The sequence below is a fragment of the Streptomyces lincolnensis genome, assembly GCF_001685355.1.
Classification (GTDB): domain Bacteria; phylum Actinomycetota; class Actinomycetes; order Streptomycetales; family Streptomycetaceae; genus Streptomyces; species Streptomyces lincolnensis.
In genome coordinates this window covers 6,043,229-6,066,227 of sequence record NZ_CP016438.1, presented here as the reverse complement: position 1 = coordinate 6,066,227, position 22,999 = coordinate 6,043,229, and the positions used below count along the sequence as shown (strand labels likewise).

26 protein-coding genes are annotated in these 22,999 nt (G+C 71.3%); 18 read left to right on the top strand and 8 right to left on the bottom strand.

Annotated elements, in window-relative coordinates:
- The first annotated feature begins 38 nt into the window (after positions 1-38).
- The 5 genes from SLINC_RS27195 (at position 39) to SLINC_RS27175 (ending at position 4,726) form a co-directional block, all read left to right on the top strand.
- Entirely contained in the window at positions 39-803 is a 765-nt protein-coding gene (locus tag SLINC_RS27195) for an SDR family NAD(P)-dependent oxidoreductase (protein ID WP_067437997.1), read from the top strand.
- Positions 800-1,699, top strand: coding sequence for a sugar phosphate isomerase/epimerase family protein (locus tag SLINC_RS27190; protein ID WP_067437995.1), 900 nt, complete (start codon positions 800-802; stop codon positions 1,697-1,699). The genes SLINC_RS27195 and SLINC_RS27190 overlap by 4 nt, the downstream gene beginning before the upstream one ends.
- On the top strand, positions 1,696-2,400 hold the full coding sequence (locus tag SLINC_RS27185) for an HAD-IA family hydrolase (RefSeq protein WP_067437994.1): 705 nt from the start codon (positions 1,696-1,698) through the stop codon (positions 2,398-2,400). Before SLINC_RS27190 ends, SLINC_RS27185 begins: the two co-directional genes overlap by 4 nt.
- A gap of 51 nt (positions 2,401-2,451) precedes the next feature.
- Entirely contained in the window at positions 2,452-3,750 is a 1,299-nt protein-coding gene (locus tag SLINC_RS27180) for a serine hydrolase domain-containing protein (protein ID WP_079164741.1), read from the top strand.
- A gap of 136 nt (positions 3,751-3,886) precedes the next feature.
- Entirely contained in the window at positions 3,887-4,726 is an 840-nt protein-coding gene (locus SLINC_RS27175) for a TIGR03619 family F420-dependent LLM class oxidoreductase (protein WP_067437992.1), read from the top strand.
- 87 nt (positions 4,727-4,813) lie between these two features.
- Here the strand turns inward: SLINC_RS27175 and SLINC_RS27170 are convergent, their stop codons facing one another.
- The 3 genes from SLINC_RS27170 to SLINC_RS27160 form a co-directional block, all read right to left on the bottom strand.
- The gene (locus SLINC_RS27170) at positions 4,814-5,701 is read right to left on the bottom strand and encodes a LysR family transcriptional regulator (RefSeq protein ID WP_079164740.1); all 888 of its coding nucleotides are present in this window, start codon (positions 5,699-5,701) and stop codon (positions 4,814-4,816) included.
- Positions 5,702-5,835: 134 nt separating this feature from the next.
- Positions 5,836-6,816 (bottom strand): NAD-dependent epimerase/dehydratase family protein, encoded by a 981-nt coding sequence (locus tag SLINC_RS27165; RefSeq protein WP_067437989.1) that lies wholly within the window; start codon positions 6,814-6,816, stop codon positions 5,836-5,838.
- Positions 6,813-7,439 carry a ScbR family autoregulator-binding transcription factor gene (locus SLINC_RS27160; RefSeq protein WP_067437987.1) on the bottom strand — a complete coding sequence of 209 codons (627 nt, stop codon included), beginning with the start codon at positions 7,437-7,439 and terminating at the stop codon, positions 6,813-6,815. The genes SLINC_RS27165 and SLINC_RS27160 overlap by 4 nt, the downstream gene beginning before the upstream one ends.
- A gap of 161 nt (positions 7,440-7,600) precedes the next feature.
- On the opposite strand from SLINC_RS27160, the gene SLINC_RS27155 reads away from it, so the two are divergent.
- From SLINC_RS27155 to SLINC_RS27135, 5 genes are all read left to right on the top strand, one after another.
- Complete coding sequence (locus SLINC_RS27155) at positions 7,601-8,602, top strand: ScbA/BarX family gamma-butyrolactone biosynthesis protein (protein WP_067437986.1); 1,002 nt, start codon at positions 7,601-7,603, stop codon at positions 8,600-8,602.
- A 65-nt stretch (positions 8,603-8,667) separates the two neighbouring features.
- A complete protein-coding gene (locus SLINC_RS27150) occupies positions 8,668-9,936 on the top strand; it encodes an MFS transporter (RefSeq protein ID WP_067437985.1) in 1,269 nt (422 codons plus the stop codon).
- A gap of 31 nt (positions 9,937-9,967) precedes the next feature.
- The gene (locus SLINC_RS27145) at positions 9,968-10,387 is read left to right on the top strand and encodes a MerR family transcriptional regulator (RefSeq protein WP_067437984.1); all 420 of its coding nucleotides are present in this window, start codon (positions 9,968-9,970) and stop codon (positions 10,385-10,387) included.
- Between the two features lie 239 nt (positions 10,388-10,626).
- Positions 10,627-11,817, top strand: a complete 1,191-nt coding sequence (locus SLINC_RS27140; protein ID WP_067437982.1) for a hypothetical protein — start codon at positions 10,627-10,629, stop codon at positions 11,815-11,817.
- 312 nt (positions 11,818-12,129) lie between these two features.
- Positions 12,130-12,423 carry a hypothetical protein gene (locus SLINC_RS27135; RefSeq protein WP_079165168.1) on the top strand — a complete coding sequence of 98 codons (294 nt, stop codon included), beginning with the start codon at positions 12,130-12,132 and terminating at the stop codon, positions 12,421-12,423.
- A gap of 36 nt (positions 12,424-12,459) precedes the next feature.
- On the opposite strand, the gene SLINC_RS27130 is transcribed toward SLINC_RS27135, so the two are convergent.
- Entirely contained in the window at positions 12,460-12,831 is a 372-nt protein-coding gene (locus SLINC_RS27130; RefSeq protein WP_067445741.1) for a holo-ACP synthase, read from the bottom strand.
- 40 nt (positions 12,832-12,871) lie between these two features.
- Positions 12,872-13,537 (bottom strand): TetR/AcrR family transcriptional regulator, encoded by a 666-nt coding sequence (locus SLINC_RS27125; RefSeq protein WP_067437980.1) that lies wholly within the window; start codon positions 13,535-13,537, stop codon positions 12,872-12,874.
- Between the two features lie 126 nt (positions 13,538-13,663).
- Here SLINC_RS27125 and SLINC_RS27120 point away from each other — a divergent pair, with 126 nt between their 5' ends.
- Both SLINC_RS27120 and SLINC_RS27115 read left to right on the top strand, forming a co-directional pair.
- Positions 13,664-14,710: a medium chain dehydrogenase/reductase family protein gene (locus SLINC_RS27120; protein WP_067437978.1), complete on the top strand. Its 1,047-nt coding sequence runs from the start codon at positions 13,664-13,666 to the stop codon at positions 14,708-14,710.
- Between the two features lie 35 nt (positions 14,711-14,745).
- Positions 14,746-15,336 carry an SRPBCC family protein gene (locus SLINC_RS27115; protein ID WP_067437976.1) on the top strand — a complete coding sequence of 197 codons (591 nt, stop codon included), beginning with the start codon at positions 14,746-14,748 and terminating at the stop codon, positions 15,334-15,336.
- A gap of 19 nt (positions 15,337-15,355) precedes the next feature.
- Here SLINC_RS27115 and SLINC_RS27110 read toward each other — a convergent pair whose 3' ends face one another.
- Positions 15,356-16,183, bottom strand: coding sequence for a hypothetical protein (locus tag SLINC_RS27110; RefSeq protein WP_225988395.1), 828 nt, complete (start codon positions 16,181-16,183; stop codon positions 15,356-15,358).
- 101 nt (positions 16,184-16,284) lie between these two features.
- On the bottom strand, positions 16,285-16,701 hold the full coding sequence (locus tag SLINC_RS27105) for an ATP-binding protein (RefSeq protein ID WP_067437974.1): 417 nt from the start codon (positions 16,699-16,701) through the stop codon (positions 16,285-16,287).
- A 257-nt stretch (positions 16,702-16,958) separates the two neighbouring features.
- On the opposite strand from SLINC_RS27105, the gene SLINC_RS27100 reads away from it, so the two are divergent.
- Genes SLINC_RS27100 through SLINC_RS27085 form a run of 4 tightly spaced genes read left to right on the top strand, consistent with a single transcriptional unit; the run spans position 16,959 to position 18,920 of the window.
- Positions 16,959-17,762 (top strand): helix-turn-helix domain-containing protein, encoded by an 804-nt coding sequence (locus tag SLINC_RS27100; RefSeq protein ID WP_067437973.1) that lies wholly within the window; start codon positions 16,959-16,961, stop codon positions 17,760-17,762.
- A gap of 8 nt (positions 17,763-17,770) precedes the next feature.
- Positions 17,771-17,956, top strand: a complete 186-nt coding sequence (locus tag SLINC_RS27095; RefSeq protein ID WP_067437972.1) for a DUF397 domain-containing protein — start codon at positions 17,771-17,773, stop codon at positions 17,954-17,956.
- The gene (locus tag SLINC_RS27090; RefSeq protein WP_067437971.1) at positions 17,953-18,159 is read left to right on the top strand and encodes a DUF397 domain-containing protein; all 207 of its coding nucleotides are present in this window, start codon (positions 17,953-17,955) and stop codon (positions 18,157-18,159) included. The genes SLINC_RS27095 and SLINC_RS27090 overlap by 4 nt, the downstream gene beginning before the upstream one ends.
- Positions 18,156-18,920: a 2-phosphosulfolactate phosphatase gene (locus tag SLINC_RS27085; RefSeq protein WP_067437969.1), complete on the top strand. Its 765-nt coding sequence runs from the start codon at positions 18,156-18,158 to the stop codon at positions 18,918-18,920. Before SLINC_RS27090 ends, SLINC_RS27085 begins: the two co-directional genes overlap by 4 nt.
- 4 nt (positions 18,921-18,924) lie before the next feature.
- Here the strand turns inward: SLINC_RS27085 and glmS are convergent, their stop codons facing one another.
- On the bottom strand, positions 18,925-20,772 hold the full coding sequence (glmS, locus tag SLINC_RS27080; protein ID WP_067437967.1) for a glutamine--fructose-6-phosphate transaminase (isomerizing): 1,848 nt from the start codon (positions 20,770-20,772) through the stop codon (positions 18,925-18,927).
- 190 nt (positions 20,773-20,962) lie between these two features.
- On the opposite strand from glmS, the gene coaA reads away from it, so the two are divergent.
- Both coaA and SLINC_RS27070 read left to right on the top strand, forming a co-directional pair.
- Positions 20,963-21,952 carry a type I pantothenate kinase gene (coaA, locus tag SLINC_RS27075; protein WP_067437965.1) on the top strand — a complete coding sequence of 330 codons (990 nt, stop codon included), beginning with the start codon at positions 20,963-20,965 and terminating at the stop codon, positions 21,950-21,952.
- Positions 21,953-21,993: 41 nt separating this feature from the next.
- Positions 21,994-22,935 (top strand): DUF389 domain-containing protein, encoded by a 942-nt coding sequence (locus tag SLINC_RS27070; protein ID WP_067437963.1) that lies wholly within the window; start codon positions 21,994-21,996, stop codon positions 22,933-22,935.
- Positions 22,936-22,999 lie beyond the last annotated feature (64 nt).

Sequence of the window (22,999 nt, the reverse complement as noted above, 5' to 3'; positions counted from 1 at the left end):
ACCCACTGCCCCGTGAACCCCCTGTCCAAGGAGTCCAGATGACCGTCCCCCCGCCTCCACCGGCCCCCCGTCGCGCCCTGGTCGTCGGCGGCTCGACCGGCATCGGCCGCGCGGTCGCCGAGTCCTGGGCGCGGTCCGGACTCGACGTCCTGGTGCTCAGCCGCAGCGAGCCCTCGGGTGAGGGAGCGGAGCTGCTGCGCTGGGCCCCGCTGGACCTGTCCGACGCCGAGGCGACCCGTACGGCCCTCGACGGCGCGGCGGCCGAGCCGCTGCACGCCGTCTGCTACTCGGCCGTGTCCTACGGCACCCGGCGCGCCCCCTTCGGGGAGGTCGAGGAGACCGAGTGGCGCCGGCAGACGGAGGTGAACCTGCACGGCCTGTGGCTGACGCTGTCGGCCACCCTCCCCGTGCTGCGGCGCGCACGGTCCGGGCTGTTCCTCGGCATCTCCTCCGAGGTGGTCTACAACGCCGGTCCGGGCCGCTCCGGTTACGCGGCGACCAAGGCCGCGGCCGCCGCGCTGCTCGACTCGGTCGCCCAGGAGGAGGGCTCGGACGGCGTCCGGATCGTGCAGGCGCTCCCGGCGGGCATGGTCGACACCCCCGGCATCCGCCGCCGCCGGCCCGCCGGCTTCGACTACGGCACGTACATGCGCCCGGAGCACTTCGCCGAGCTGGCCCACGAGCTGGTCACGCGGGGCGGCGCCGAGCACCACGGCGACAGCCTGGTCGTGGACGAGTACGGCCGGTGGCACTCCGTGCGGGTGGACGTCCCGGTCTCCCAGAGCCGCGGGGTCCCGGCATGACCACGCCCGGCATCACCGCGCCCGGCACGCCGCCCCCGGCCCCGGTCGTCGCCCTCACCTCCTGGCGGCTGCCCGTGGCGGGCGCAGAGGAGGCGGTGCGGTGTGCGGCACGGCTCGCGGCCGACGGGGTGCAGCTCGACCTCGGCGGGCCGGGGCGCGGTCCCCGGGCCGACGCCCCCGGCACGGTCGCGGCCACGCTCCGGGCGAGCGCCGAGACCGGTGTCGCCCTGCTCGGGCTGACCGCCAACACGCTCAACGACATCGGACTCACGGCCCGTCCGGACAGCGCCGATGCCACCCTGGCCAGGGCGGTGGTCGTACGAGCGCTGGACGCGGCCCGTGAGCTGGGCGTACCGCTGGTGTTCCTGCCCAGCTTCCGGCGCAGCGCCGTCGAGAGTCCGGACGACTTCCGGCGCACCGCCCGGATCCTGTCCTGGGCCGCCGAGGAGGCCGCCGCCCGCGGGCTGACGCTCGCGAGCGAGAACGTCCTGGCGGCTCCCCGGGCGAGGGCGCTGGCCGAGGAGGTCGGCTCGCCGGCCTTCCGGCTGCTCCTCGACCCGTACAACCTGTGCGCGGCCGGGCACGACCCGGTGCGCTGGGTGGTGGCCGTCGGGCCGCACCTCGCCGACCAGATCCATCTCAAGGACGGTCACGCCGGGGTGCCGGCGAGCGCCCCCCTCGGCGCCGGCGAGGGCCGCCTGACGGAGGTGCTCGACGCCGTGGCCGCGTTCGGCCCCGTCCCGCGCGCGCTGGTCCTGGAGAACGACTACCGGGAGACCGGCCACCACGGCGGGGAGTTCGACCTCCCGCTCCGCGATCTCGCCTGGGCGCGGGCCCGTGCCGCGAGCTTCGCACCGCACCCCGAACCACTCGACCCGAATGAGGCAGCCGTATGACGCCGACGACTCCCCTGCAACCGACCCCGCAGACCACCACGTTCGCCCCCGAGGCGCTGCTCTTCGACATGGACGGCACCCTGGTGGACTCCACCGTGGTCGTCGAGCGCACCTGGCGCCGCTTCGCCGCCCGGCACGGCCTCGACGCCGAGGCGATCCTCGCCACCGCGCACGGCCGCCGGACCGGCGAGACGGTCGCCGCGTACGTCCCGGCGGGCGTCGACGCGGCGGCCGAGACCGCGCGGCTGGTCGCGGAGGAGGTCGAGGACGTCGACGGCATCGTGCCGGTGCCCGGCGCTCCGGAGCTGCTGGCCTCGCTGCCCGAGGGCTGCTGGGCCGTGGTGACCTCCGCCGGCCGGGAGCTGACGCACCGCCGGATGGCCGCGGCCGGACTGCCCCTGCCGCCCCTGCTGATCAGCGCCGACGACGTGCGTGAGGGCAAGCCGAGCCCGGAGGGCTATCTGGCCGCCGCGGCGGCGCTGGCCGTCGACCCGGCCGCGACCGTCGTCTTCGAGGACGCCGAGGCGGGCCTGCGGGCCGCCGTCGCCGCGGGCGGTGCCCCGGTCGTGGTCGGCGCGCACGGGGGGACGGCCGCCGAGGGGCTGCCCCGGGTGCGCGACCTGCGCGACGTGACCGTGACCGGCGCCGGCCTCGGCGCGCTGCACGTCACCCTCCGGCACACCGCGCCCGTCCGCGCCTGAGCAGCCCCGACCGCCCTTTTTCGTACCGCACTTGATGGAGTGTGCCCACCCATGACCACCCTGCCCGACACCACCGCCCCCGCCCTGCCCGGCACCGACCCGGCCGGCGCCTCGGTGACCGACCCGGCCGGAAGCACCGTCCCCGACGTCCGGCTCGCCGGCCGCGGCGAACACGGCCTCGTCGCCGAGGGCTACGTCGCCGAAGGGTTCGAGGAGGTGCGCGAGGAGTTCGACCGCAACCTGCGTGAGCGCGACGAACTCGGCGGCGCCTTCTGCGCCTGGTGGCGGGGCGCCAAGGTGGTGGACATCTGGGGCGGCGTCGCCGACTCCGCCGCCGCCCGCCCGTGGGAGCCCGGCACCAAGTCCCTGATCTTCTCGGGCAGCAAGGGCATCGTGGCGATCACCCTGCTCGTCGCCGTCCAGCGCGGCCTGGTCGACTTCGACACCCCGGTCGCCCACTACTGGCCCGAGTTCGCCCGGCACGGCAAGGACCGGATCACCCTGCGCCAGGTCATGTCGTACACCGCGGGCCTGCCCGGGGTCCGGGTGCCGCTGGGCCAGGACGACATCACCGACCCGCTGGCGATGGCCGCGCTCATCGCCGAGCAGGCCCCGGAGGACGACGAGCGGGCGGGCGGCATCCTGTACGGCCCGTACACCGCGGGCTGGATCGCCGGCGAGGTGATCCGCCGGGCCTCCGGGCGGCCCGTCGACCGGTTCTTCGCCGAGGAGATCGCCGCCCCGCACGGTCTCGACATGTCGTACGGCATCAGCGCCGACCGGCAGGGCGAGGTGGCCCAACTCCAGTACGGGGCGCACTTCCTGGACCAGTACACCGGGTTCTTCACCAGCGACGACCCGATGACGCGGCGGATCTGGCAGAACCCGATCCCCTTCCCGCACGAGGAGATGGTCTGGAACCGCCCCGAGCGGCGCACCGGGCTGATCCCCGCGGCCAACGTCATCGGCACCGCGCGGGCCATCTCCCGGCTGTACTCGATCCTGGCCACCGACGCGACGCGGGCACCGGGCGAGGAGTTCACACTGCTCTCGCGCGAGGTGCTGGACGACGCGCGGCGCGAGTACGTGCGCAAGACCGACCCGCTGATCGACATCCGCATGGTCTACGGCGGGGCCGGTTTCCGGCTGCGTTCCACCCCGCGCGAGGGCGTGGACGGTGACTCCTTCGGCCACGACGGCGGCGGCGGTTCGGCCCATCTGGCCTGGCCCGGAGCGGGCGTCGGCGTCTCCTACATCACCAACCGGCTCATCGCGGTGGGCCCCGACGACAAGCGTGCCTCCTCCCTCCTCAAGGCTCTCGCCCGATCGGTATCCCGACTCGGCGCGTGACGGGACCGTCGTCCGCGGACCCACCCCGGCGCGGACGACGGCACCACCGGCGGGCGCCCGGCCACAAGCCGGGGCGCCCGCCGGTTCCCCATTACGCTCGCTCTTCCCCCAACTCCCCCTCACCGGAGCACTTCTCATGGAAACCGGCGCCTCCGTCTTCGCCACCCCCGCCACCATGCCGCCGGGTCCGCTGGCCCGGTTGCTGGAGGAACACGGGCACACCGCCCTGTACTTCGCCGAGCACACGCACGCGGTGGCGGGCGCGCAGTCGGCGCGGATGCCGCACAAGTTCCGGGAGACGCTGGATCCGTTCGTGGCGGCCACCGCCGCGGCCTGCGCCACCCGCTCGCTCCGCGTCGGCAGCGCCATCTGCCTGGTGGCCCAGCACGACCCGCTGGTGCTGGCCAAGACCGTCGCCAGCGTGGACCATCTCTCCGGCGGCCGCGTCGACTTCGGCGTCGGCGCGGGCTGGGCCACGGACGAGATGCGCCACCACGGCGTGGACCCGGACCGCCGTTTCGCCCGGATGCGGGAGCACGTGGAGGCGATGCGGGCGATCTGGACCCGGACGGAGGCCACGTACACCGGCAAGCACGTCGCCTTCGAGGGCGTCTGGTCCTGGCCCAAGCCGGCCCAGTGGCCGCATCCGCCGGTCATGGTCGGCGGCATGGGACCCCGGGTCCTGGACCGGGTCCTGGCCTACGGGGACGCCTGGCTGCCCGACTTCGGCGACGAGGACACCCTCGCCAGCACGCTCCGGCGCATCCCCGAGCTGAACAAGCGCGCCGAGGACGCCGGCCGCGCGCCCGTCCCCGTGGTGCTGGCCGGCGTGCCGCACGACCCGCACGTCCTGGAGCGCTGCGAACGCGCGGGCGTCACCCGCGTCCTGACCCTGCTCCCGGCGGCCGGCCGTGCCGTGATCGAGCGCTATCTGGAGCGGTACGAGCTGGCGATCGCCGCGTGGCGCGGCGAGTGAGCCCATCACTCTCTGCGTAGGGCCCGGTTTCCCCGTAGAGCCCGGTGGGTGCCGCCCCCTCCGCGTCGGCACCCACCGGGAGTCCGCTCAGGCCGCCGCCTGCCGTACCGCGACGGCGCGTTCCATGAAGCGGATCGCCAGCGGGTGGGCGCCGGTCGAGGGGCGGGCCAGCCACAGCGGCATCGGCGGGGCCTCGGTGATCGGGATGAACCGGACCCCGGGATGCGGATTGCGGCGCATCACCAGGTCGGGCGCGACACCGATCCCGCGCCCCTCCGCGATCAGCTCCAGCCACTCGACGAAGCCGCCGCACAGCGTCACCGTGCCGGGCCTGGCCTCCTCCGGCCAGTCCCGCACCTGTGTGGCACCGCTCACGGTGTTGATCATGACGGGGTGCTCGGCGAACTCGGTCCAGTCGAGGCTGCGCCGACGGGCCAGCGGGGATCTTCGGGACACGGCGGCGACCCGCTCCTCCTGGGCGATCCGCACGGTGCGCAGCCCCCGGGCGGGCTGCCGGCCCCGCAGCACGGCCAGCTGGACGGCGCCCTCGTCCAGCCCCGCGCACCGCTCGTCCCGGCGGACGAGGTCGACGGCGACGCCGTAGGTCCGCTCGAAACCGGCGATGGCGTTCTGGAGGAGCTCGTCGGGGAAGAGCCAGCTGAAGCCGATCCGCAGGGTCTGGATGTCGTGGCGCGGTGTCAGCACGGACTCCAGACGGGGCAACAGCTCCTTGAGCTCCTCCCGCAGCAGCACACCGGATTCGCTGAGCCGCACATGACGGGTGGTGCGGTGGAAGAGCCGTGCGCCCAGGGCCTCTTCGAGCCGGTGGATGGACCGGGTCAGGGAGGGCTGGGTGGTGTGCAGGGAGGCAGCGGCCTGGGTGAAGCTCAACTGCTCGGCCAGCACGAGGAAGGCCCGCAGATGGCGTATGCCTATGTCCGCGACGGCCGCCTGGTGGGGCGATATTGCGCGCACTGTGGAGTGTCCTCCATGGGGTGGTGGTCACTTCGAGGGGCTCACCGAACCACTCAGCCCCAAATTACAAACAGAACGATCGTTTTGCAAAGTTGCTTGATGAAGTCACGGCAAAGGCAAAACCAAGTCTTTACCTACCGGCTGGAGGGGGCGGAGGGGCCCGTGGAGCCCGTCAGCGCCCGGTACCAGCCGGCCGCGTCCGCCAGCCCCGCCAGCGGTCCGGGCCCGGGCGGGCAGTCGGCGAACCGCCAGATCTCCCCGCTGTCGTACCAGTGGTCCTCGGACAGCAACCGGAACTGACGCTCGCTGACCCGCCCCGGCGTCCGCCCCAGCTCCGCCACGCACCGCTCGATCGGCCAGTCCCGCCCGGAGACCTCGGGCAGCACCCCGTGCCCGGCGAGCCATGAGAGCAGCTCGCCGACCCGCACCGGCTCCGGGTGACTGGCGTGATGCACCCCACCCGGCAGCCGTACGGCGAGGGCGAGCGCCACGATCAGCCGGGCGAGGTCCCGCACGTCCACCACGGACAGCCGCCCCCGCCCGCCGCCCCAGCGGGCCGGCACCCGCTCCGCGAGCTCGGCCAGCGCGGGCACCACCCACCGGTCCCCGGTACCCAGGACCAGCCCGGGCCGCAGCACGGTCCCCCCGGCGGCCAGCACCAGCCGCTCGGCGGCCAGCCGGGTGCGGCTGGCCGCGGAGACCGGCGCGGGCTCGACCCCGTCGACCGGGATGCCCCGGTGCGGCCCGGCGCCGTACACGGCGGCCGTGGACAGCAGTAGGATCCGCCCGACGCCGGCGCGGCGGGCCTCGCCGAGCAGCGCGCTCGTCCCGCCCACGTTCACCGTCGTGCAGGCGTCCTCGTCGCCGCCGACCCGGGCGGCGAGGTGGAGCAGCAGGTCACAGCCGGTGCCGAGGCCGTGCAGCGAGCCCGGCTCCGTGAGGTCGGCACGGGCCCAGGTCACGCCGGGCAGCTGCTCCTGGCCGGCCGGCGCGGTGCGCACGACGGCCCGCACCGAGAAGTCGGCGCCGTCGGCGGCGGCCGCCGACAGCGCGCGCAGCACGGCCGAGCCGACGAACCCGGTGGCCCCGGTGAGCAGGACGTTCACCCCGCTCACAGCATCGCCTTCCCGCGCTCCACGTCCACGGTCAGCCGGGCCAGGACGGCGGGGGTGGCGACCCCCGGCAGCAGGTAGTTCCACAGCACCGCGATCTGGGCGGGCAGGTCCTCCCGGTCGTTCTCCAGATGGGACATCAGCTGGGTGCCGGTGAAGGCGCCGACCAGGACCCGGGCGAACTCCGCGCCGTCGACCTGGGGCAACAGCTCACCTCGCCGCTCGGCGACGTCCAGCTCGGCCCGGAAGCGGGCGATCCACCAGCGGTAGACGGTGAAGTCCCGCAGCCCGGCCTCACCCTGCTCCACGGCCAGCCGCACCCCGGCCCGCAGCAGCACGTTCCGCTTCAGCTCGAAACCCAGATAGAGGGTCACGTCGATCAGCTGCTGGAGTCCGGCGGGCTCGTCGGGCAGGTTGAGCGTGGAGGCCTGCTCCACGAGCACCGACCGGCCGAGGTCCTCCTTGGACTTGAAGTGGAAGTACATCGCGCCCTGCGTGACCCCCGCCCGTTGCAGGATCCTGCTGACGCCCGCGGCCGAGTACCCGAACTCGTCGAAGACCTCGGCCGCCGCCGTCAGGATCGCCTCCCGGGTACGGACCGCGCGCTCCTGCTTGGGCCGTGTCATCTGGCAGCTCCATGTAAATGAGAAGTGACAGTCGCAAAAACAAAACGATCGCCCTTTATAGTATCCCTCTAGACCCGTGGGACGATCGCCGTGCGGTAACCCCGCCCGCATGGTCTGTCCTGTTTTCCAGACGAAGCTTTCCAGAAGACGAGGGAGCATCCATGACCCGGACCCACCAGGACCCGACTCCGTCACCGTGGGCCCCCGTTCCGCAGAGTTACAGCCACAAGCGCAACGCGGACGAGACACTCCTCACCTCCTGGCGGCGCACCGGCCCCGACAGTTTCCTGATCAGGGCCCGCTGGCCGGAGGTCCACCCCTTCTACACCACCAGAACGGCCGGCATCGATCCGCTGCTCTTCGGAGAAACGATCCGCCAGTGCCTACCGACGCTGTCGCACGCGGCCTACGAGGTCCCCCTCGGCCACCATCTGCTGTGGGAGACCTACGACTACGAACTCGCCACGGACGACCCGGCCGCCTCCTGCGCCACCCCCGCCCTCACCCCCGCGTCCGACCGCCCGCACGACGCGCCCCACGAGATCGTCCTGCACGCCGGCTGCCACGACGTCACCCGCCGCGGCACCCGGGCCAGTGCCGCCACGGTCCGTATCCGCGCCCTCCAGGGCGACCGCCTCATAGGCACCGCGACCACGCGGTTCTCCATCCAGACCCCGGCGGTCTACCGGCGACTGCGCGGCGAGTACGCCGACATCGCCCACGCCCTGGAGCGCCGCCTGCCCCCGCCCACCCCGCTCGCCGCGCCGGAGGCAGGCCGGTCGCGGCCGTACGACGTCGTGCTGTCCCCCACGGACATCCCCGGCCGCCACCGGCTGCGCGTCGACACCGGCCATCCCGTCCTCTTCGACCACGACGTGGACCACGTCCCCGGGATGCTGCTGATCGACGCGGCCCGCCAGGCCGCCCACGCGGCCTCGCCCGTCCGCCCGGCCCGCGCCGTCGGTATGACCACCCGGTTCTCCCGGTACGTCGAGTTCGACGCCCCCTGCTGGGTGGAGACCGCGCCCGACCCCGCCGCCCCCGACCGGCTGCTGGTGACGGCCCGGCAGCACGACCGGGAGTGCTTCACCGCGTCCGTCGCCCTGGCCGCCGAGCCCGCCGCGAGCGCCCCGCTCCCGCTGGACAGATGCGGCGCGGCCTGAGCCGACCGCCCCTGCCCGTCCCCGACTTGACCTTCACCCTGACGTCAAGGTTGATGCTGCCACCCATGACCACATCACCGAATCCCCCCACCGAGCGGGGCACCACCTGGGCCCTGACCCTTCTCACCCTGTGCTCGTTCACCCTCGGCACGGGCGAGATCATGATCGCCGGCCTGCTGCCCGACATCGCCGCCGACGCCGGTGTCTCCCTGTCCACCGCGGGCCTGCTCGTCAGCTCCTTCGCCCTGACCGTCGTCATCGGCGGCCCGGTCCTCGCCCTGACCACCGGGCGGGCGCGCCGCCGCCGGCTGCTGGTCGGCCTGATGATCGTCTACGTCCTCGGCAACGTCGTGTCCGCCGTGGCGCCCTCGTTCTGGCCGCTGGCCGGCGGCCGGATCATCGCCGCCCTGGCCCACTCCGCGCTGATGCCGCTGTTCTTCGGCATCGCGGCGGACATCGTGCCGCCGCACAAGCGGGGCATGGCGGTCGCCCGGGTCTCGCTGGGCTTCAGCCTCGCGATGATCGCCGGTCTGCCCATCGGTACGGCCCTCGGGCAGTGGCTGGACTGGCGTGCCACCTTCTGGGCGGTCGCCGTGCTGACCCTCGCGATCACCGTGCCCGTCGCCGCCCTCGCCCCCGACACCGCGGGCATCTCCGCCGACGAGGACCAGGGCCGGCTGAAGGAGCTCAAGGTCCTCGGCGACCGCCGGGTGCAACTCGTCACCGGGATCACCGCGCTGTGCGCCGCCGCGTCCTTCACCGCCTACACGTACGTCACTCCGCTGCTCACCGACGCCGTCGGCTTCGGCGAGTCCGCGGTCACCGTGCTCCTGCTGCTGTTCGGCATCGGCGGCACGGTCGGCAACCTGATCGGCGGCCGGCTCACCGACCGCTCGGTGCTCGGTGCCGTCTCGGCCTCCGTGGCGGCCCTGATGGTCTCGCTGCTGCTCCTGGGCGCGACGACCGGCCTCAAGTACGTGGCGGTGGGCTTCCTGTTCCTGTTCGGCGCCGCCTACTACGCGGTCATGCCTGCGGTGAACACCCGTCTGCTCAACGTGGCCTCCCAGCAGGCCCGCACCCTGGCGCTGACCGTGCAGAGCTCGGCGTTCAACCTCGGTACGGCGCTGGGCGGCTGGCTCGGCGGCCGGGTCATCGCCGGGGGCGCCGGGCTGCGCTGGCTGCCGGTGGTCGGCGGCGCGGTCGCCCTCGTCGCCCTGGTGTTCGCCCTCGGCGAGGCCGCGGGGGAACGCCGTCGTACGGCGGCGGCCGAGGCCGTGGAGGAACCGGCGGCCCGGCCCGCACCGGCACAGCAGGTGAGCGAAGGCGCCGTCTGACCCTCCCCCACCCTCTCGGAAAGGAACCCTCATGCGCATCGGGGAACTCGCGCACACCACCGGCACCACCACCCGCGCACTGCGGTACTACGAGGAACACGGACTGCTGCACCCCGAGCGCACCTCGAACGGCTACCGCACCTACGGTCCGGACGCCGTACAGGTCGTGGAGAACATCCGGCTGCTCCTGGCGGCCGGCCTCACCACGGAGGACCTGCTGCTCATCGACGGCTGCCTGCGCGACGAGTTGCTGAGCGACCACAGCTGCGCGGACCCCGGTGCCAAGATCGCCGTGTTCGAGCAGCGGCTCGCCGTGATCCAGGGGCGGATCGACGATCTCGCCCGGGTCCGCGCCGAGTTGCTCGACCGGCTCGGCGAACTCCGCGAGCGGGCCGTCCCGCCCGGCGACCGGATCTGCCCCCAGCGCCTGGCGGCCCGCGCGGCCGCCTGAGCCCCGAGCGCACCGGCCGGTGGGCGTCGCCCGTGACAGCGAGCGGCGCCCACCGGCCCGGCGCGTGTCGGTACACCGTTGTCGGCGCACCGTTGTCGGCGCACGGTTGCCGGCACACCGTGAAAGACCGGTCCCGCCCACCCCATTGACGCTTTGCCGCCGCTTTGCCAAACTCCGGGCCCTCACAGCATGAATCGATTCAGTCGAATCGGTTCGACGACAGGACGGGACCGGACCCCATGGGACGCAGAGCCGCACTCCCCACCCGAAAGTCCTTCGGCAAGCGAAAGCTCTTCGGTGCCACCACCCTCGCCCTCCTCACCACCGCGGGCCTGATGACCGCACCGGCCACCGCGGCCGCGCCCCCCGCCGCGGCGGCCGCCTGCGGGGAGGGCTCCTACCAGGCCGAGGCCGTGCTCAACGGCAGCACCTGGACCGCCCGCCGCGGCAGCGGCACCGTCTACACGGGCACCGACATGCGGGCCGCGGTCCAGGCAGCGGTCAACAGCCTCACCGCGGGCCGAACGGCCAAGGAACGGGTCGTGGTCCGCGGTTCGGGCTCGATCTCCGCCGCCTCGCGCATCTCACTCCCCAGCTACACCGCCCTCGACGTCTGCGGCACCATCAACGTCACCGGCTCCGGCAGCGGCGACCAGGCCCCGGTCTACTCCCGCGGCACCCGCGACATCGAGGTCCAGCACCTCACCCTCACCGGCCGCCCGCTCTACGGCATCTTCCTGCGCAACGTCCAGAACGTGATCCTCGGCCAGCTCGACATGCGCCTGTCGGCCGGCCTCGGCGTCCGCATCGACAACCGCGGCGACACCAGCCAGTGGACGCGCAACGTCCGTATCGACAACGTGTACGTCTCGGGAGCGAGCAGCCACGCGGTCGAGACCTACGGCGTGGACGGCCTCACGATCGGCACGGTGACGGCCAGGAACGTCGGCGAGTCCGGGCTTCTGTTGAACCAGACGATCAACGCCACCGTCACGAAGGTGGACGCCGAGAACGCGGGCACCGGCACCGGTTACGCCGCCTTCCGCATGGCCAACCGCAACGGCAGGGTCGGCAACGGCTACCCCACCAACATCCGTGTCGGCGAGGTGATGGCCCGGGGCGGCGGACGCGGCGTCTTCTGCGTCTCCGAGAGCGGCGGCGCCGTCATCGACCGCGTCACCCTCTCCAACACCGGCAACAACTCGGTCCTCATCGAGAACTGCTACAACGTCAACCTCGCCGCCCAGTCCGGCACCATCACCGGCGGCGGCGAACTCCGCCTCGCCGCCCGCTCGGAGTTCCCCAACAACTCCGACATCACCATCCAGAACCTCACGGTCACCAACTCCTCCATCCGCGAGAGCCCCTGCGGCACGAACACGACGTTCCGCAACATCACCCGCGTCAACACGAGCCAGACGATCTGCTGACGTCCTGGCCCGGGTACGGCGGTGACGCCGTACCCGGGTGGGCCATGTCGGACATGCCGCGTCGGACGGATCTCGTGGGACAGGCCTCGCGGAACGGGCCGGAATCGGTCCCACCCCTTCGCGCCCGGGGAAGCGCTTGCCAGGCACCATCACGCACTTGTGGGCATATGCCCGGACCTGAGGTTGTCTCAGACGTCACACCCGTCTCCGGACAACACGTGCGCACAGACGCTCGACCCCCGCAGACTGTGGCCGTTCGGCGAGCGCGGCCGCGTCCATGGCCGTCGCCCGCCCCGTGGACCCGTGGACCTCATGGAGGACGTCCCCGCGATGACCGCCCCGGACAGCGCCACCGTCCCCCTCGCCCGAGCCGTCCGCCGTACCGGCCGCCTGCTGTGCTGGAGCCTGGCCGTAGGCATGGCCGCAGCGGCCCTCGACGTCACCCTCACCCCGCACATCCGCTGGTGGCACACCCTGTGGGTACTGCCGTGGTGCCTCGCCTGCGCATCCGCACTCACCTGGGCCCTGCTCCGCGCCCGCCAGAAGTCACGGAGCGCCCCACCACCGGAGGAGGGATTCCAGGGCGACTGGGAACGGGCGGCGTAAGCAAACGGCGGGCAGTGGGCCGGTGGCCGACGCACGTCACCCCTCCGCGATCACCACCGCCGACGCCACCCCCGCGTCATGGCTGAGCGACACATGCCAGGACCGCACCCCGAGCTCGGCGGCCCGAGCCGCCACCGTCCCGGTCACCCGCAACCGGGGCTGCCCGGTGTCCTCGACGTAGACCTCGGCGTCGGTCCAGTGCAGCCCGGCGGGGGCGCCGAGCGCCTTGGCCAGAGCCTCCTTGGCGGCGAACCGCGCGGCCAGGGAGGCCATCCCCCGCCGCTCCCCGCTCGGCAACAGCAACTCACTCTCCAGGAACAGCCGCTCCGCCATCCCGGGCGTACGCTCCAGCGACGCCCGGAAGCGGTCGATCTCCGCCACGTCGATCCCGACCCCGATGATGCTCATGCCGAGCACCCTACGACCGGCACATCCTCCGCCCCGCGCGTCACCCCAGCAGATCGTCGAGTTCGGCGGCGAAGAGCAGCGCGGGGTCGAACCCCATCCCTTCGAAGTGCCCGGCGAGCTCCAGGGACAGCACGCCGTGCAGCCGGGTCCAGAAGGCCAGGGCACGGCGAAGAGCGGCGGACGGGGCGGAGTGCCCGTCGGCCCACCGCCTCCCGAGCCCCTCGATGTGGGAGTCGAACGACGTGACAGGACCGTCCGCCGGCAGCGCGACGCAGGCGTCCAGCATCATGACCATGTTCTCGGACGCGATCGCGGTGATGTCGTCGGGCGCGTGATAGCCCGGAACGGGCGTGCCGTAGAGGAGGAAGTACCGCTGCGGATCCGCCAGCGCCCAGCCGCGCAGGGCGTGCGCGAGGACGGCGAGGCCGGGTTCGGACCCGGCGGTCTCCGAGGCCGCGCGGAAGGTGTCGGCGAGGCTCCGGTACGCGTCCCGGATCAGCTCGGTGATCAGGTCGTCCCGGCTGGCGAAGTACCGGTAGAGGGCCGGCCCGCTCATCCCCATCTGCTTGGCGATGGCGTTGAGCGAGAGCGCCGAGGCGCCCGCCACGGCCATCTGCTCCCACGCGTGCTTCTTGACCTCCGCCCGGACCTGGGCGCGGTAGCGCTCGCGCGGGGTCTGCGTGCCGGTGTCGCCGCCGTCGGCCATGACCTGCTACCTCCCCAATCCAGTTAGAGCCTATCACTCAAGTTATTGACACTCTCAGGTCTGTGGAGTTACAACTTCTAACGAAGGAGAAACCTAGTAACTGCATGCAAGTGACCGGAGGTCGCCATGAACGCCGAACCACTGATGCCCGAAAACTTCATAGAGGTCGTCCTGCCGGGCGAGGTGGAGCCGGAGGGCCTGGAGATCCGCCACGGCGCCGTCCCCGTCGCGGGCCCCGGCGAGGTCGTGATCCGGATGGAGGCGACCGGCGTCTCCTTCGCCGAACAGCAGATGCGCCGAGGCCGCTACTTCGACCAGCCGGCATTCCCCTTCGTCCCCGGCTACGACATGGTCGGCACCGTGACGGCCGTGGGCGAGGGCGTCGACCCGACCCTGGCCGGCACCCGGGTCGCCGCACTGCTCAAAGTCGGCGGCTGGTCCAGCCACGTACGCGTCGACGCGGCCGACGTGGTGCCGGTGCCCGAGGGGATCGGCGCGGCCGAGGCGGAGACCCTGGTCGTCAACGGCATCACCGCCTGGCAGATGCTGCACCGCAAGGCCCGCGTCCGGGCCGGCGGGACGATCCTGGTCCACGGTGCCAACGGCGGGGTCGGCTCGGTGCTGGTCCAACTGGCCCTGGCCGCGGGCATGAAGGTGATCGGCACGGCGTCGACCCGCCACCACGACACCCTGCGGGACCAGGGCATCGTCCCCATCGACTACCGCACGGACAACCTCACGGCCCGCGTCCGCGAACTCGCCCCCGCCGGTGTGGACGCGGTCTTCGACCACGTGGGCGGCCGCGGCATCGTCGACTCCTGGCGCCTGGTCGCCCCCGGCGGCACGCTCGTCTCGTACGGCAGCGCCTCCACCCGGGACGACGAGGGCTCCAAGCAGTGGCCCATCCTCAAGCTGCTCGGCCGCGTCTGGCTGTGGAACGCCCTCCCCAACGGCCGCCGCGCCTACTTGTTCAACATCTGGGCCGGCCGCGCCCTCGCCAAGAACCGCTTCCGCACCCGCCTCCGCGCCGACCTCGCCCAGGTCTTCGCGGCCCTCCAGCGCGGCGACGTGACCGCCCGCATCGCCGCCCAACTGCCCCTCACCCGCGCCGCCGAGGCCCTACGGCTGGCCGAGTCGGGCACGGTCGCCGGGAAGGTCGTACTGCACCCGTGACAGCCCGCTCCCCCTCCACCCCCGAGAGGCCCCTCATGCCCAGCATCCGCACGACCGCACTCACGCTCGCCGTCACGGCCACCATCGGAATCGCCGCCACTCCCGCCGCCGAGGCGACGCCCCGGCCTCCCACCTGCCGCGGAGAGGGCGTAGACCCGTCAGCTCTGATCCGCTACTCGACCGACACAGTCATCGACGCACCCCTCGCCACCATCTGGAGGCTCCAGACGGACGTGAAACGCTGGCCGACCTGGCAACCCCCGGTCCTCACAGCCGACCGCCTCGACCCCGACCCCCTCCACAAGGGCTCCCGCTTCCGCTGGACAACCCCCGCACCCGCGACCCCCACGACCCCCGCCACCACCCTGACCATCACCTCCACGGTCCGCCAACTCCACAACCACCACTGCATCCTGTGGAGCGGCCCCGCCACCGGCGAGGGCCTGCACATCGACGAGGGCGTCCACCTGTGGACCTTCAAGAAGGTCAGAAACGGCATCCACGTCCACACCGAGGAAACCTGGACCGGCGCCCAGGTCGAGTCGGACATCCCCACGGCGACGAAGGCACTGGGCACGGGCCTGGAAGCGTGGCTGCGGGACCTGAAGAGGGCGGCGGAGGGATGACGCCGCCGACCGCCAACCCTCAGCCCGTTTCGACCTCGACGAACAGATCCTCCGCACGTCCGACTGTGCCGGCCCGATCAAGCCAGCCGTTGAGGCGGTCGAGATCAGTACATGTGGTGACGCGCTCGCGGACATCATCGGAGATGGCGAGGCCACGCACTTCCAGGACCCGGAGGATCCCCTCGGCCGTGCCTTCCGCCTTGCCCTCCAGATAGGCCGTCTCACGAACCGTCCCCCGACCGGGGAAGTAGCTGACGAACGACATGATTCCCTTCCATTTCTCTGCGGCTGGGGTCTTGCCCAGGGTGACTTCCAGGAAGTCGAAGAAGTACTCGGCAGTGTCAGGATCGGTTTCCTGGAGGTCCTGAAGGGCGCTACTGATTGCCTCCAGTATGGCGCCGCAGTCGGGACTGCGGGCGTGCGCCAAAGCGGACAGAGCGGCCAGGGCGAGGTTCTTCGCCACGCTCCTGACGTCGGTGATCACCGGCAGGTTGTCCGGCCCGGCAACCAGAGGACATGTCCGCTGAGCTGTCCACCCGCGCGTACCGCAGTCGAAGGGACCGGCCGCCCACTTGGCTGTGGCCCTGTCCTGACAGACCACGAGCAGCAGTACGGGCAGACCGAACTTCGCCTGGAGGTAGGCGACGTAGTACGCCCAACTGGCCTCCTTCCCCGCGACTTTCTTCGACTGCGACTCAATCGCGAGCAGAAAGTCCTCGCCGTCCGACGGACCGATGCGCAGCACGGTGTCCACGCGTCGCTCCAGCGGCCGAGCCTCCGTCGCATTCGTGGTGACGGCGTCCACCGTCGCCTTCGCGGGGAACGGCACGCCCAACACCCCGAACACGGGAGTAAGAATCTCGGGCCGCTCCGCAACCTAGGTGGATCATGGGATGGGTTGTCCGGGCGATAGGAATGCGTTCACTCTTTCGGGGAGCGAGAAAACGTTCACGCGACCGCGGCCAGCTCGCACCACACGAACTTCCCCCGGTTGCCGTGTCTCGCCAGCGGATGCCACCCCCACAGATCCGCACAGGCCCGCACCAACGCCAGCCCCCGCCCCTCCTCAGCCTCGGCGATCTGCTCCAGCACGCGTGGCGGTTCCGGTGGTTCGGGGTCGGCATCCCACGCCCCGATCCGCAGCACCCCCGCCGACCAGGACACCCTGAGGGCGGCAGGCCCCTTCGTATGCCGTACGGCATTGGAGACCAACTCGGCGGCGAGCAGCTCCGCGAGGTCGACCAGGCGGATCAGGCCGTGCAGGGTCAGGATCAGCCGGAGGGTACGGCGACTCACGGTGACGGCTCGGGGGTCGTTGGGGATGTAGAGGGAGTACTCCCAGGGCGCGCTTTCACTTTCGGGCATGCGCGAACTCCGTTCAGGTGAGGGGAGGTTGCGGCCGACAGGCGGTGGCATTGCCGCAGCCGTCATGGCAGGACGGGGCGGTGCGCTTCCGGAGTCCCGGCGTTCCGCAGCGTGTGCGTCGCATTACTGACGGTAGATCTAAATCTAGAGATTCAGCAAGCCGATCGCGTAATCTGACGCTGAACGAGTCGCACCTGTCGGCGCGTTGAACCTAGGAGCAGTCGAGAGCCTTGAGGCGCGAACCAACGGCACGCCAGATGCGTCTGGCCACTGAACTGCGCAGACTCCGCGAGGCAGCAGGACTCACCGCCCGCCAGGCGGCCGCGCTGCTCGGCGTGAGCCCCGCTCAGATCACTCACATCGAGTCCGCCCTAGCGGGAGTGAGCGAGAAGCGCCTCCGCCGCCTCGCATCTCACTACGCCTGCACGGACGGCGAGTTCATCGACGCCCTGGTCGCGATGGCCACCGACCGGACACGGGGCTGGTGGGAGGAGTTCCGGGGTCAACTGCCCACCTCGTTCCTGGACCTCTCCGAGCTGAACCACCACTCCGCCTTCCGACGCGACGTCGCAGTTCTCTACGTGCCGGGCCTCCTGCAGACGGAGAACTACGCGCGCGCAGTCTTCTCTGGCCGAGTGCCCGAACTCGCCCCTGAAGAACTGGAGTTGCGTGTACGTCACCGCATGGCAGGCCAGGACATCACCGTGCCCTACGAGTTGGTGATCCACGAGGCAGCCCTCCGCATCAGGGTCAGCGACCGCGCGACCTCCCGGGCCCAACTCAGCAAGCTCCGGGAGCTGTCCGACAAGGACAACGTCACCCTGCGAGTCATCCCGTTCGACCTGGACGGCTTCGCCAGAGCCGCCAGCACCATGACTTACGTGGGTGGCCCCGTGCCCAAACTGGACACCGTCGTGCGCGATGTACCGCAAGGCTCCGCTTTCATCGACTCCGAAGCACAGCTGAGCGCCTTCCGAACTCGCTTTCGTAAGGTAGAAGCCGCATCACTCGACCCTGTACGGTCGCGCGACTTCATCAACCGGCTGGCGAAAGAGCTGTGAGACACCCCATGGACACGCCCGACAACTGGCGCAAGTCATCGCACTCAGGCCCCGACGACGGCAACGAGTGCGTGGAGATCGCCAACTCCCCCACCCACATATCCGTCCGGGACTCCAAGGCCCCCGTCTACGGAACTCTGACCTTCCCCACCCTCACCTTTACCACCTTCATCAATGCCCTGAAGGAGCAATGAGGCACCCCCTGGACACCCCCGACAACTGGCGGAAGTCGTCCTACTCGGGCGACGGCGACGGCAACAACTGCGTGGAGATCACCAACTCCCCCACCCACATATCCGTCCGCGACTCCAAGTCCCCCACGAACCGCATCCTCTCCTTCCCCGTGCCCTCCTTCACCACCTTCCTCCAGTCCCTGAAGTCCCCCACCCCCCGATGACCAACTGGCACCTACAAACAGCCCACCCCACCCGCTTCGACTGGGGCCCCACCGGCGCCACCCGCCTCGCCCCCGCCGTCCACGCCCTCGTCGTCGTGGACGTCCTCTCCTTCACCACGTCCGTCACCGTCGCCGTAGACGCCGGCACCCGCGTCTACCCGTACCCCTGGCACGACGACACCGCCACCGCCTACGCCGAACAACACGCCGCAGACCTGGCAGTGGGCCGGAGACAAGCCACCCCCGACTCCCCCTGGTCCCTCTCCCCCGCAGCCCTACGCACCGCCCCCTTCACCCCACGCCTGGTGCTCCCCTCCCCCAACGGCTCGGCGATCTCCGCCGCGGCCGACAGGAACACCCCCGTGATCGCCGCGTCCCTCCGCAACGCGACAGCCGTAGGGAACTGGCTGGCAGCCCATGGCTACGGCACCCCGGACCACCCCGTGGCCGTCATCGCCGCAGGCGAACGCTGGCCGGACGACAGCCTCCGCCCCGCTCTGGAGGACCTGCTCGGCGCGGGTGCGGTCATCGACACCCTGCGCCGGCAGACCGGCGGCGCCACGCTCTCCCCGGAGGCCGCCACCGCCGCAACAGCCTTCCGCCACACCGAGGACATCAAGGCAGCCCTGACCGCCTGCGCCTCCGGCCGCGAGCTGATCGAGGGCGGCTTCCCGGAGGACGTGACGGTGGCCGCCGAGTTCGACGCCTCCCCCACCGTCCCCGTCCTCACGAACGGGGAAGCCTTCACCCCCGCCGGCTGACGCCCTACTCCACCGTCACCGACTTCGCCAGATTCCGCGGCTGATCCACCTCGTTCCCCCGAGCCGTGGCCAGCTCGCACGCGAACACCTGCAACGGCACCGTCGCCACCAGCGGCTGCAACAGCGTCGGCGTCGCCGGGATCCGGATCAGATGGTCCGCGTACGGCACGACCGCCTCGTCCCCCTCCTCCGCGATCACGATGGTCCGCGCCCCGCGAGCCCGGATCTCCTGGATGTTGGAGACGATCTTGTCGTGGAGCACGGACCGCCCCCGGGGCGAGGGCACGACCACCACGACCGGCAGATCGTCCTCGATCAGGGCGATCGGCCCGTGCTTCAGCTCACCCGCCGCGAACCCCTCCGCGTGCATGTAGGCCAGCTCCTTCAGCTTCAGAGCCCCTTCCAGCGCCACCGGATAGCCCACATGCCGCCCCAGGAACAGCACCGTGTTCTTGGAGGCCAGCGAGCGCGCCAGCGCACGCACCGGCTCCATGGTCTCCAGGACGCGTTCGACCTCGCCGGAGATCTGCGACAGATCCCGGATCACGGCCCCGATCTCGTCCCCCCATTTGGTCCCGCGCACCTGCCCCAGATAGAGGGCGACGAGGTAACACGCCACGAGCTGCGTCAGGAAGGCCTTCGTCGACGCGACCGCGACCTCCGGACCCGCGTGCGTGTACAGCACCGCGTCCGACTCCCGAGGAATCGTGGACCCGTTGGTGTTGCAGATGGCGAGCACCTTGGAGCCCTGTTCACGGGCGTGCCGCAGCGCCATCAGCGTGTCCATCGTCTCGCCGGACTGCGAGATGGCGATCACCAGGGACCGGCCGTCCAGGATCGGATCCCGGTACCGGAACTCACTCGCCAGCTCCACCTCACACGGAATCCGCGTCCAGTGCTCGATGGCGTACTTGGCGATCAACCCGGCATGAAACGCCGTACCGCAGGCGACAACCACCACCTTGTCGACCTCGCGCAGCTCTCCCGCCGGGATCCGCACCTCGTCCAGCGTCAGCGAACCGGACGCGTCGATGCGGCCCAGCAGGGTATCGGCGACAGCCTTGGGCTGCTCGGCGATCTCCTTGAGCATGAAGTAGTCATAACCCCCCTTTTCCGCGGCCGACGCGTCCCAGTCGACGTGATACGAGCGCACGTCGGCCGGAGAGCCGTCGAAGCCGGTCACCGTCACCCCGTCCCGGCGCAGCTCCACCACCTGGTCCTGGCCCAGCTCGATCGCCGACCGCGTGTGGGCGATGAACGCGGCGACATCCGAGGCGAGAAAGGACTCACCCTCCCCAACGCCCACCACGAGCGGCGAGTTCCGCCGCGCCCCCACGACCACGTCGAGCTCGTCCGCATGCACCGCGACCAGCGTGAACGCGCCCTCCAGCCGCCGGCACACCAGCCGCATCGACTCGGCCAGGTCGGCGCACGAGGAGAACTCCTCGGCGAGCAGATGGGCGACCACCTCGGTGTCGGTCTCGGAGGCCAGGTCGTGCCCCCGCTCCGCCAGCTCGGCCCTCAGCAGGGCGAAGTTCTCGATGATGCCGTTGTGCACGACGGCGACCCGCCCCGCGTTGTCGAGATGCGGATGGGCGTTCGCATCCGTCGGCCCGCCGTGCGTGGCCCACCGGGTGTGCCCGATCCCCGTGTTCCCCGTCGGCAGCGGCCGTTCCGTCAGCTCCTTCTCCAGATTGACGAGCTTGCCGGCCTTCTTGCCCGCGGCCATCCCGCCGTCCGCCAGCACGGCGATGCCCGCCGAGTCGTACCCCCGGTACTCCAGTCGTTTCAGTCCGGCCATCACGACATCGAGCGCCGACTGCGCCCCCACGTATCCCACGATTCCGCACATGGCCCGCAGCCTACGCACGGATCCGGGCCCGAAAGGGCTCCCGCGTGCCCGATATCGGAAATTCCCACCGCCGTACGAGCCCCGTTCCGGAGAAACCGACGGACCTCCCGGCACCGCCACGAACCGCCCGGGCGGCCGCGCGTGACGGACCCCACCCGCCATCCCGTTCAAACTCCGTTAACAATGGACTGTGATCTCTCCGGTCTCCTCGATCCCCCGGAGCGCCCACCGGCACAAGCCGGAGGCGACTCCCTACGTCGACCTCACCCGCTCCGAGTGGAGTGCGCTGCGCGACAAGACGCCGCTGCCACTCACCGCCGAAGAAGTCGAACAGCTGCGCGGCCTCGGCGATGTCATCGACCTCGACGAGGTGCGGGACATCTACCTCCCGCTGTCCCGCCTGCTCAACCTCTACGTCGGCGCCACCGACGGCCTCAGAGGCGCGCTCAACACCTTCCTGGGCGAACAGGGCGCCCAGGCGGGCACCCCCTTCGTCATAGGGGTCGCCGGTTCCGTGGCCGGCGGCAAGTCCACGGTCGCCCGGCTCCTCCAGGCCCTGCTGTCCCGCTGGCCCGAGCACCCGCGCGTCGAGCGGGTGACGACGGACGGCTTCCTGCTCCCCACCAAGGAGCTCCGGGCACGCGGCCTGATGTCACGGAAGGGCTTCCCCGAGTCCTACGACCGCCGGGCCCTGACCCGGTTCGTCGCCGACATCAAGGCGGGCAAGGACGAGGTGACGGCCCCCATCTACTCCCACCTCATCTACGACATCGTCCCCGACGAGAAGCTCGTCGTCCGCCGCCCGGACATCCTGATCGTCGAGGGCCTGAACGTCCTCCAGCCGGCCCTGCCCGGCAAGGACGGCCGCACCCGCGTCGGCCTCGCCGACTACTTCGACTTCAGCGTGTACATCGACGCCAGCCCCGAGGACGTCGAGCGCTGGTACCTCAACCGGTTCAAGAAGCTGCGCCAGACCGCCTTCCAGGACCCCAACTCGTACTTCCGCAAGTACACCCAGGTGTCCGAGGAGGAGGCCCTCGACTACGCCCGCGCACAGTGGCGGACCATCAACAAGCCCAACCTGATCGAGAACATCGCCCCCACCCGGGGCCGGGCCACCCTCATCATCCGCAAGGGCACGGACCACAAGGTCCAACGCCTGAGCCTGCGCAAGCTGTGACCGCGTGACACGGGCCCGGTCCGGGCCTGTTAGATAGGCGCATGCTGCACCTCCGCCTGATCACCCCGGCCGACAAGACCGACGCCGTGGTCCATCTGATCGAGAACACGATCGGCACCACCCACCTCGTCGTACTGGCGGACGCCGCCCGCGACCCGGCCGGGGACGTGGTGATGTGCGACGTGGCCCGGGAAGCGGGCGACGAACTCCTCACCGGGCTCCAGGAGTTGGGGCTTGAGGACTGCGGCTCCATCGCCGTGGAGAACATCGACCTGTCGCTGTCCAAGCGGGCCGTCAAGGCCGAGGACGACGCCCCCGGGGAGGGCGCGGACGCGGTCCTGTGGGAGCACCTGACGGAGGCGACCCACGAGGAGTCGACCCTCTCCGTCACCTACATCGCGTTCATCACGCTGGCGACGATGATCGCGGCCTGCGGTGTCGTCCTCGACAACGCGATCCTCATCGTCGGCGCGATGGCGGTCGGCCCGGAGTTCGGCCCCCTGGCCGGTATCTGCACGGCCATGGTCCAGCGGGCCCCGCGCCTGGCCCTGCGCTCACTGATCGCCCTGCTGGTGGGCTTCGCGGTGGCGATGCTGGTGACGGTCGGCTTCAGCCTCTTCATGGACGCCGTCGGCCTGTTCACCGAGGCCCGCCTGGAGGCCGACCGCCCCAACACCGGCTTCATCTACGCGCCGGACTGGTTCTCGTTCGTCGTCGCCGTCCTCGCCGGAGCCGCCGGCACACTCTCCCTGACCTCGGCCAAGTCCGGTGCCCTGGTGGGCGTCGCCATCTCGGTCACCACGGTCCCCGCCGCCGCCAACGCCGCCGTAGCCATGATCTACAGCGACACCAACCAGGCCTGGCGCTCAACAGAACAACTCCTGCTGAACCTGCTCGGCATCATCCTGGCGGGCACCCTCACTCTGGCACTCCAGAAGTGGCTCTGGTCAACGCAGCACTCCCGACGACCGGAACGCCGCTAGGGGCGCGAGGAACTGCGCGACCAGCCACAACACACCCGCAGCCCGCAACGCACAGAACCCCCCA

Coding starts and splice junctions, on each gene's coding strand:
- SLINC_RS27195 (WP_067437997.1), top strand. CDS start 39: ATGACCGTCCCCCCGCCTCCACCGGCCCCCCGTCGCGCCCTGGTCGTC.
- SLINC_RS27120 (WP_067437978.1), top strand. CDS start 13,664: ATGAACGCCGAACCACTGATGCCCGAAAACTTCATAGAGGTCGTCCTG.
- SLINC_RS27160 (WP_067437987.1), bottom strand. CDS start 7,439: ATGACACGGCCCAAGCAGGAGCGCGCGGTCCGTACCCGGGAGGCGATC.
- SLINC_RS27180 (WP_079164741.1), top strand. CDS start 2,452: ATGACCACCCTGCCCGACACCACCGCCCCCGCCCTGCCCGGCACCGAC.
- SLINC_RS27185 (WP_067437994.1), top strand. CDS start 1,696: ATGACGCCGACGACTCCCCTGCAACCGACCCCGCAGACCACCACGTTC.
- SLINC_RS27175 (WP_067437992.1), top strand. CDS start 3,887: ATGGAAACCGGCGCCTCCGTCTTCGCCACCCCCGCCACCATGCCGCCG.
- SLINC_RS27150 (WP_067437985.1), top strand. CDS start 8,668: ATGACCACATCACCGAATCCCCCCACCGAGCGGGGCACCACCTGGGCC.
- SLINC_RS27070 (WP_067437963.1), top strand. CDS start 21,994: ATGCTGCACCTCCGCCTGATCACCCCGGCCGACAAGACCGACGCCGTG.
- SLINC_RS27135 (WP_079165168.1), top strand. CDS start 12,130: ATGGAGGACGTCCCCGCGATGACCGCCCCGGACAGCGCCACCGTCCCC.
- SLINC_RS27095 (WP_067437972.1), top strand. CDS start 17,771: ATGGACACGCCCGACAACTGGCGCAAGTCATCGCACTCAGGCCCCGAC.
- SLINC_RS27155 (WP_067437986.1), top strand. CDS start 7,601: ATGACCCGGACCCACCAGGACCCGACTCCGTCACCGTGGGCCCCCGTT.
- SLINC_RS27100 (WP_067437973.1), top strand. CDS start 16,959: ATGCGTCTGGCCACTGAACTGCGCAGACTCCGCGAGGCAGCAGGACTC.
- SLINC_RS27105 (WP_067437974.1), bottom strand. CDS start 16,701: ATGCCCGAAAGTGAAAGCGCGCCCTGGGAGTACTCCCTCTACATCCCC.
- SLINC_RS27085 (WP_067437969.1), top strand. CDS start 18,156: ATGACCAACTGGCACCTACAAACAGCCCACCCCACCCGCTTCGACTGG.
- SLINC_RS27140 (WP_067437982.1), top strand. CDS start 10,627: ATGGGACGCAGAGCCGCACTCCCCACCCGAAAGTCCTTCGGCAAGCGA.
- SLINC_RS27130 (WP_067445741.1), bottom strand. CDS start 12,831: ATGAGCATCATCGGGGTCGGGATCGACGTGGCGGAGATCGACCGCTTC.
- SLINC_RS27090 (WP_067437971.1), top strand. CDS start 17,953: ATGAGGCACCCCCTGGACACCCCCGACAACTGGCGGAAGTCGTCCTAC.
- glmS (WP_067437967.1), bottom strand. CDS start 20,772: ATGTGCGGAATCGTGGGATACGTGGGGGCGCAGTCGGCGCTCGATGTC.
- SLINC_RS27190 (WP_067437995.1), top strand. CDS start 800: ATGACCACGCCCGGCATCACCGCGCCCGGCACGCCGCCCCCGGCCCCG.
- SLINC_RS27145 (WP_067437984.1), top strand. CDS start 9,968: ATGCGCATCGGGGAACTCGCGCACACCACCGGCACCACCACCCGCGCA.
- SLINC_RS27115 (WP_067437976.1), top strand. CDS start 14,746: ATGCCCAGCATCCGCACGACCGCACTCACGCTCGCCGTCACGGCCACC.
- SLINC_RS27125 (WP_067437980.1), bottom strand. CDS start 13,537: ATGGCCGACGGCGGCGACACCGGCACGCAGACCCCGCGCGAGCGCTAC.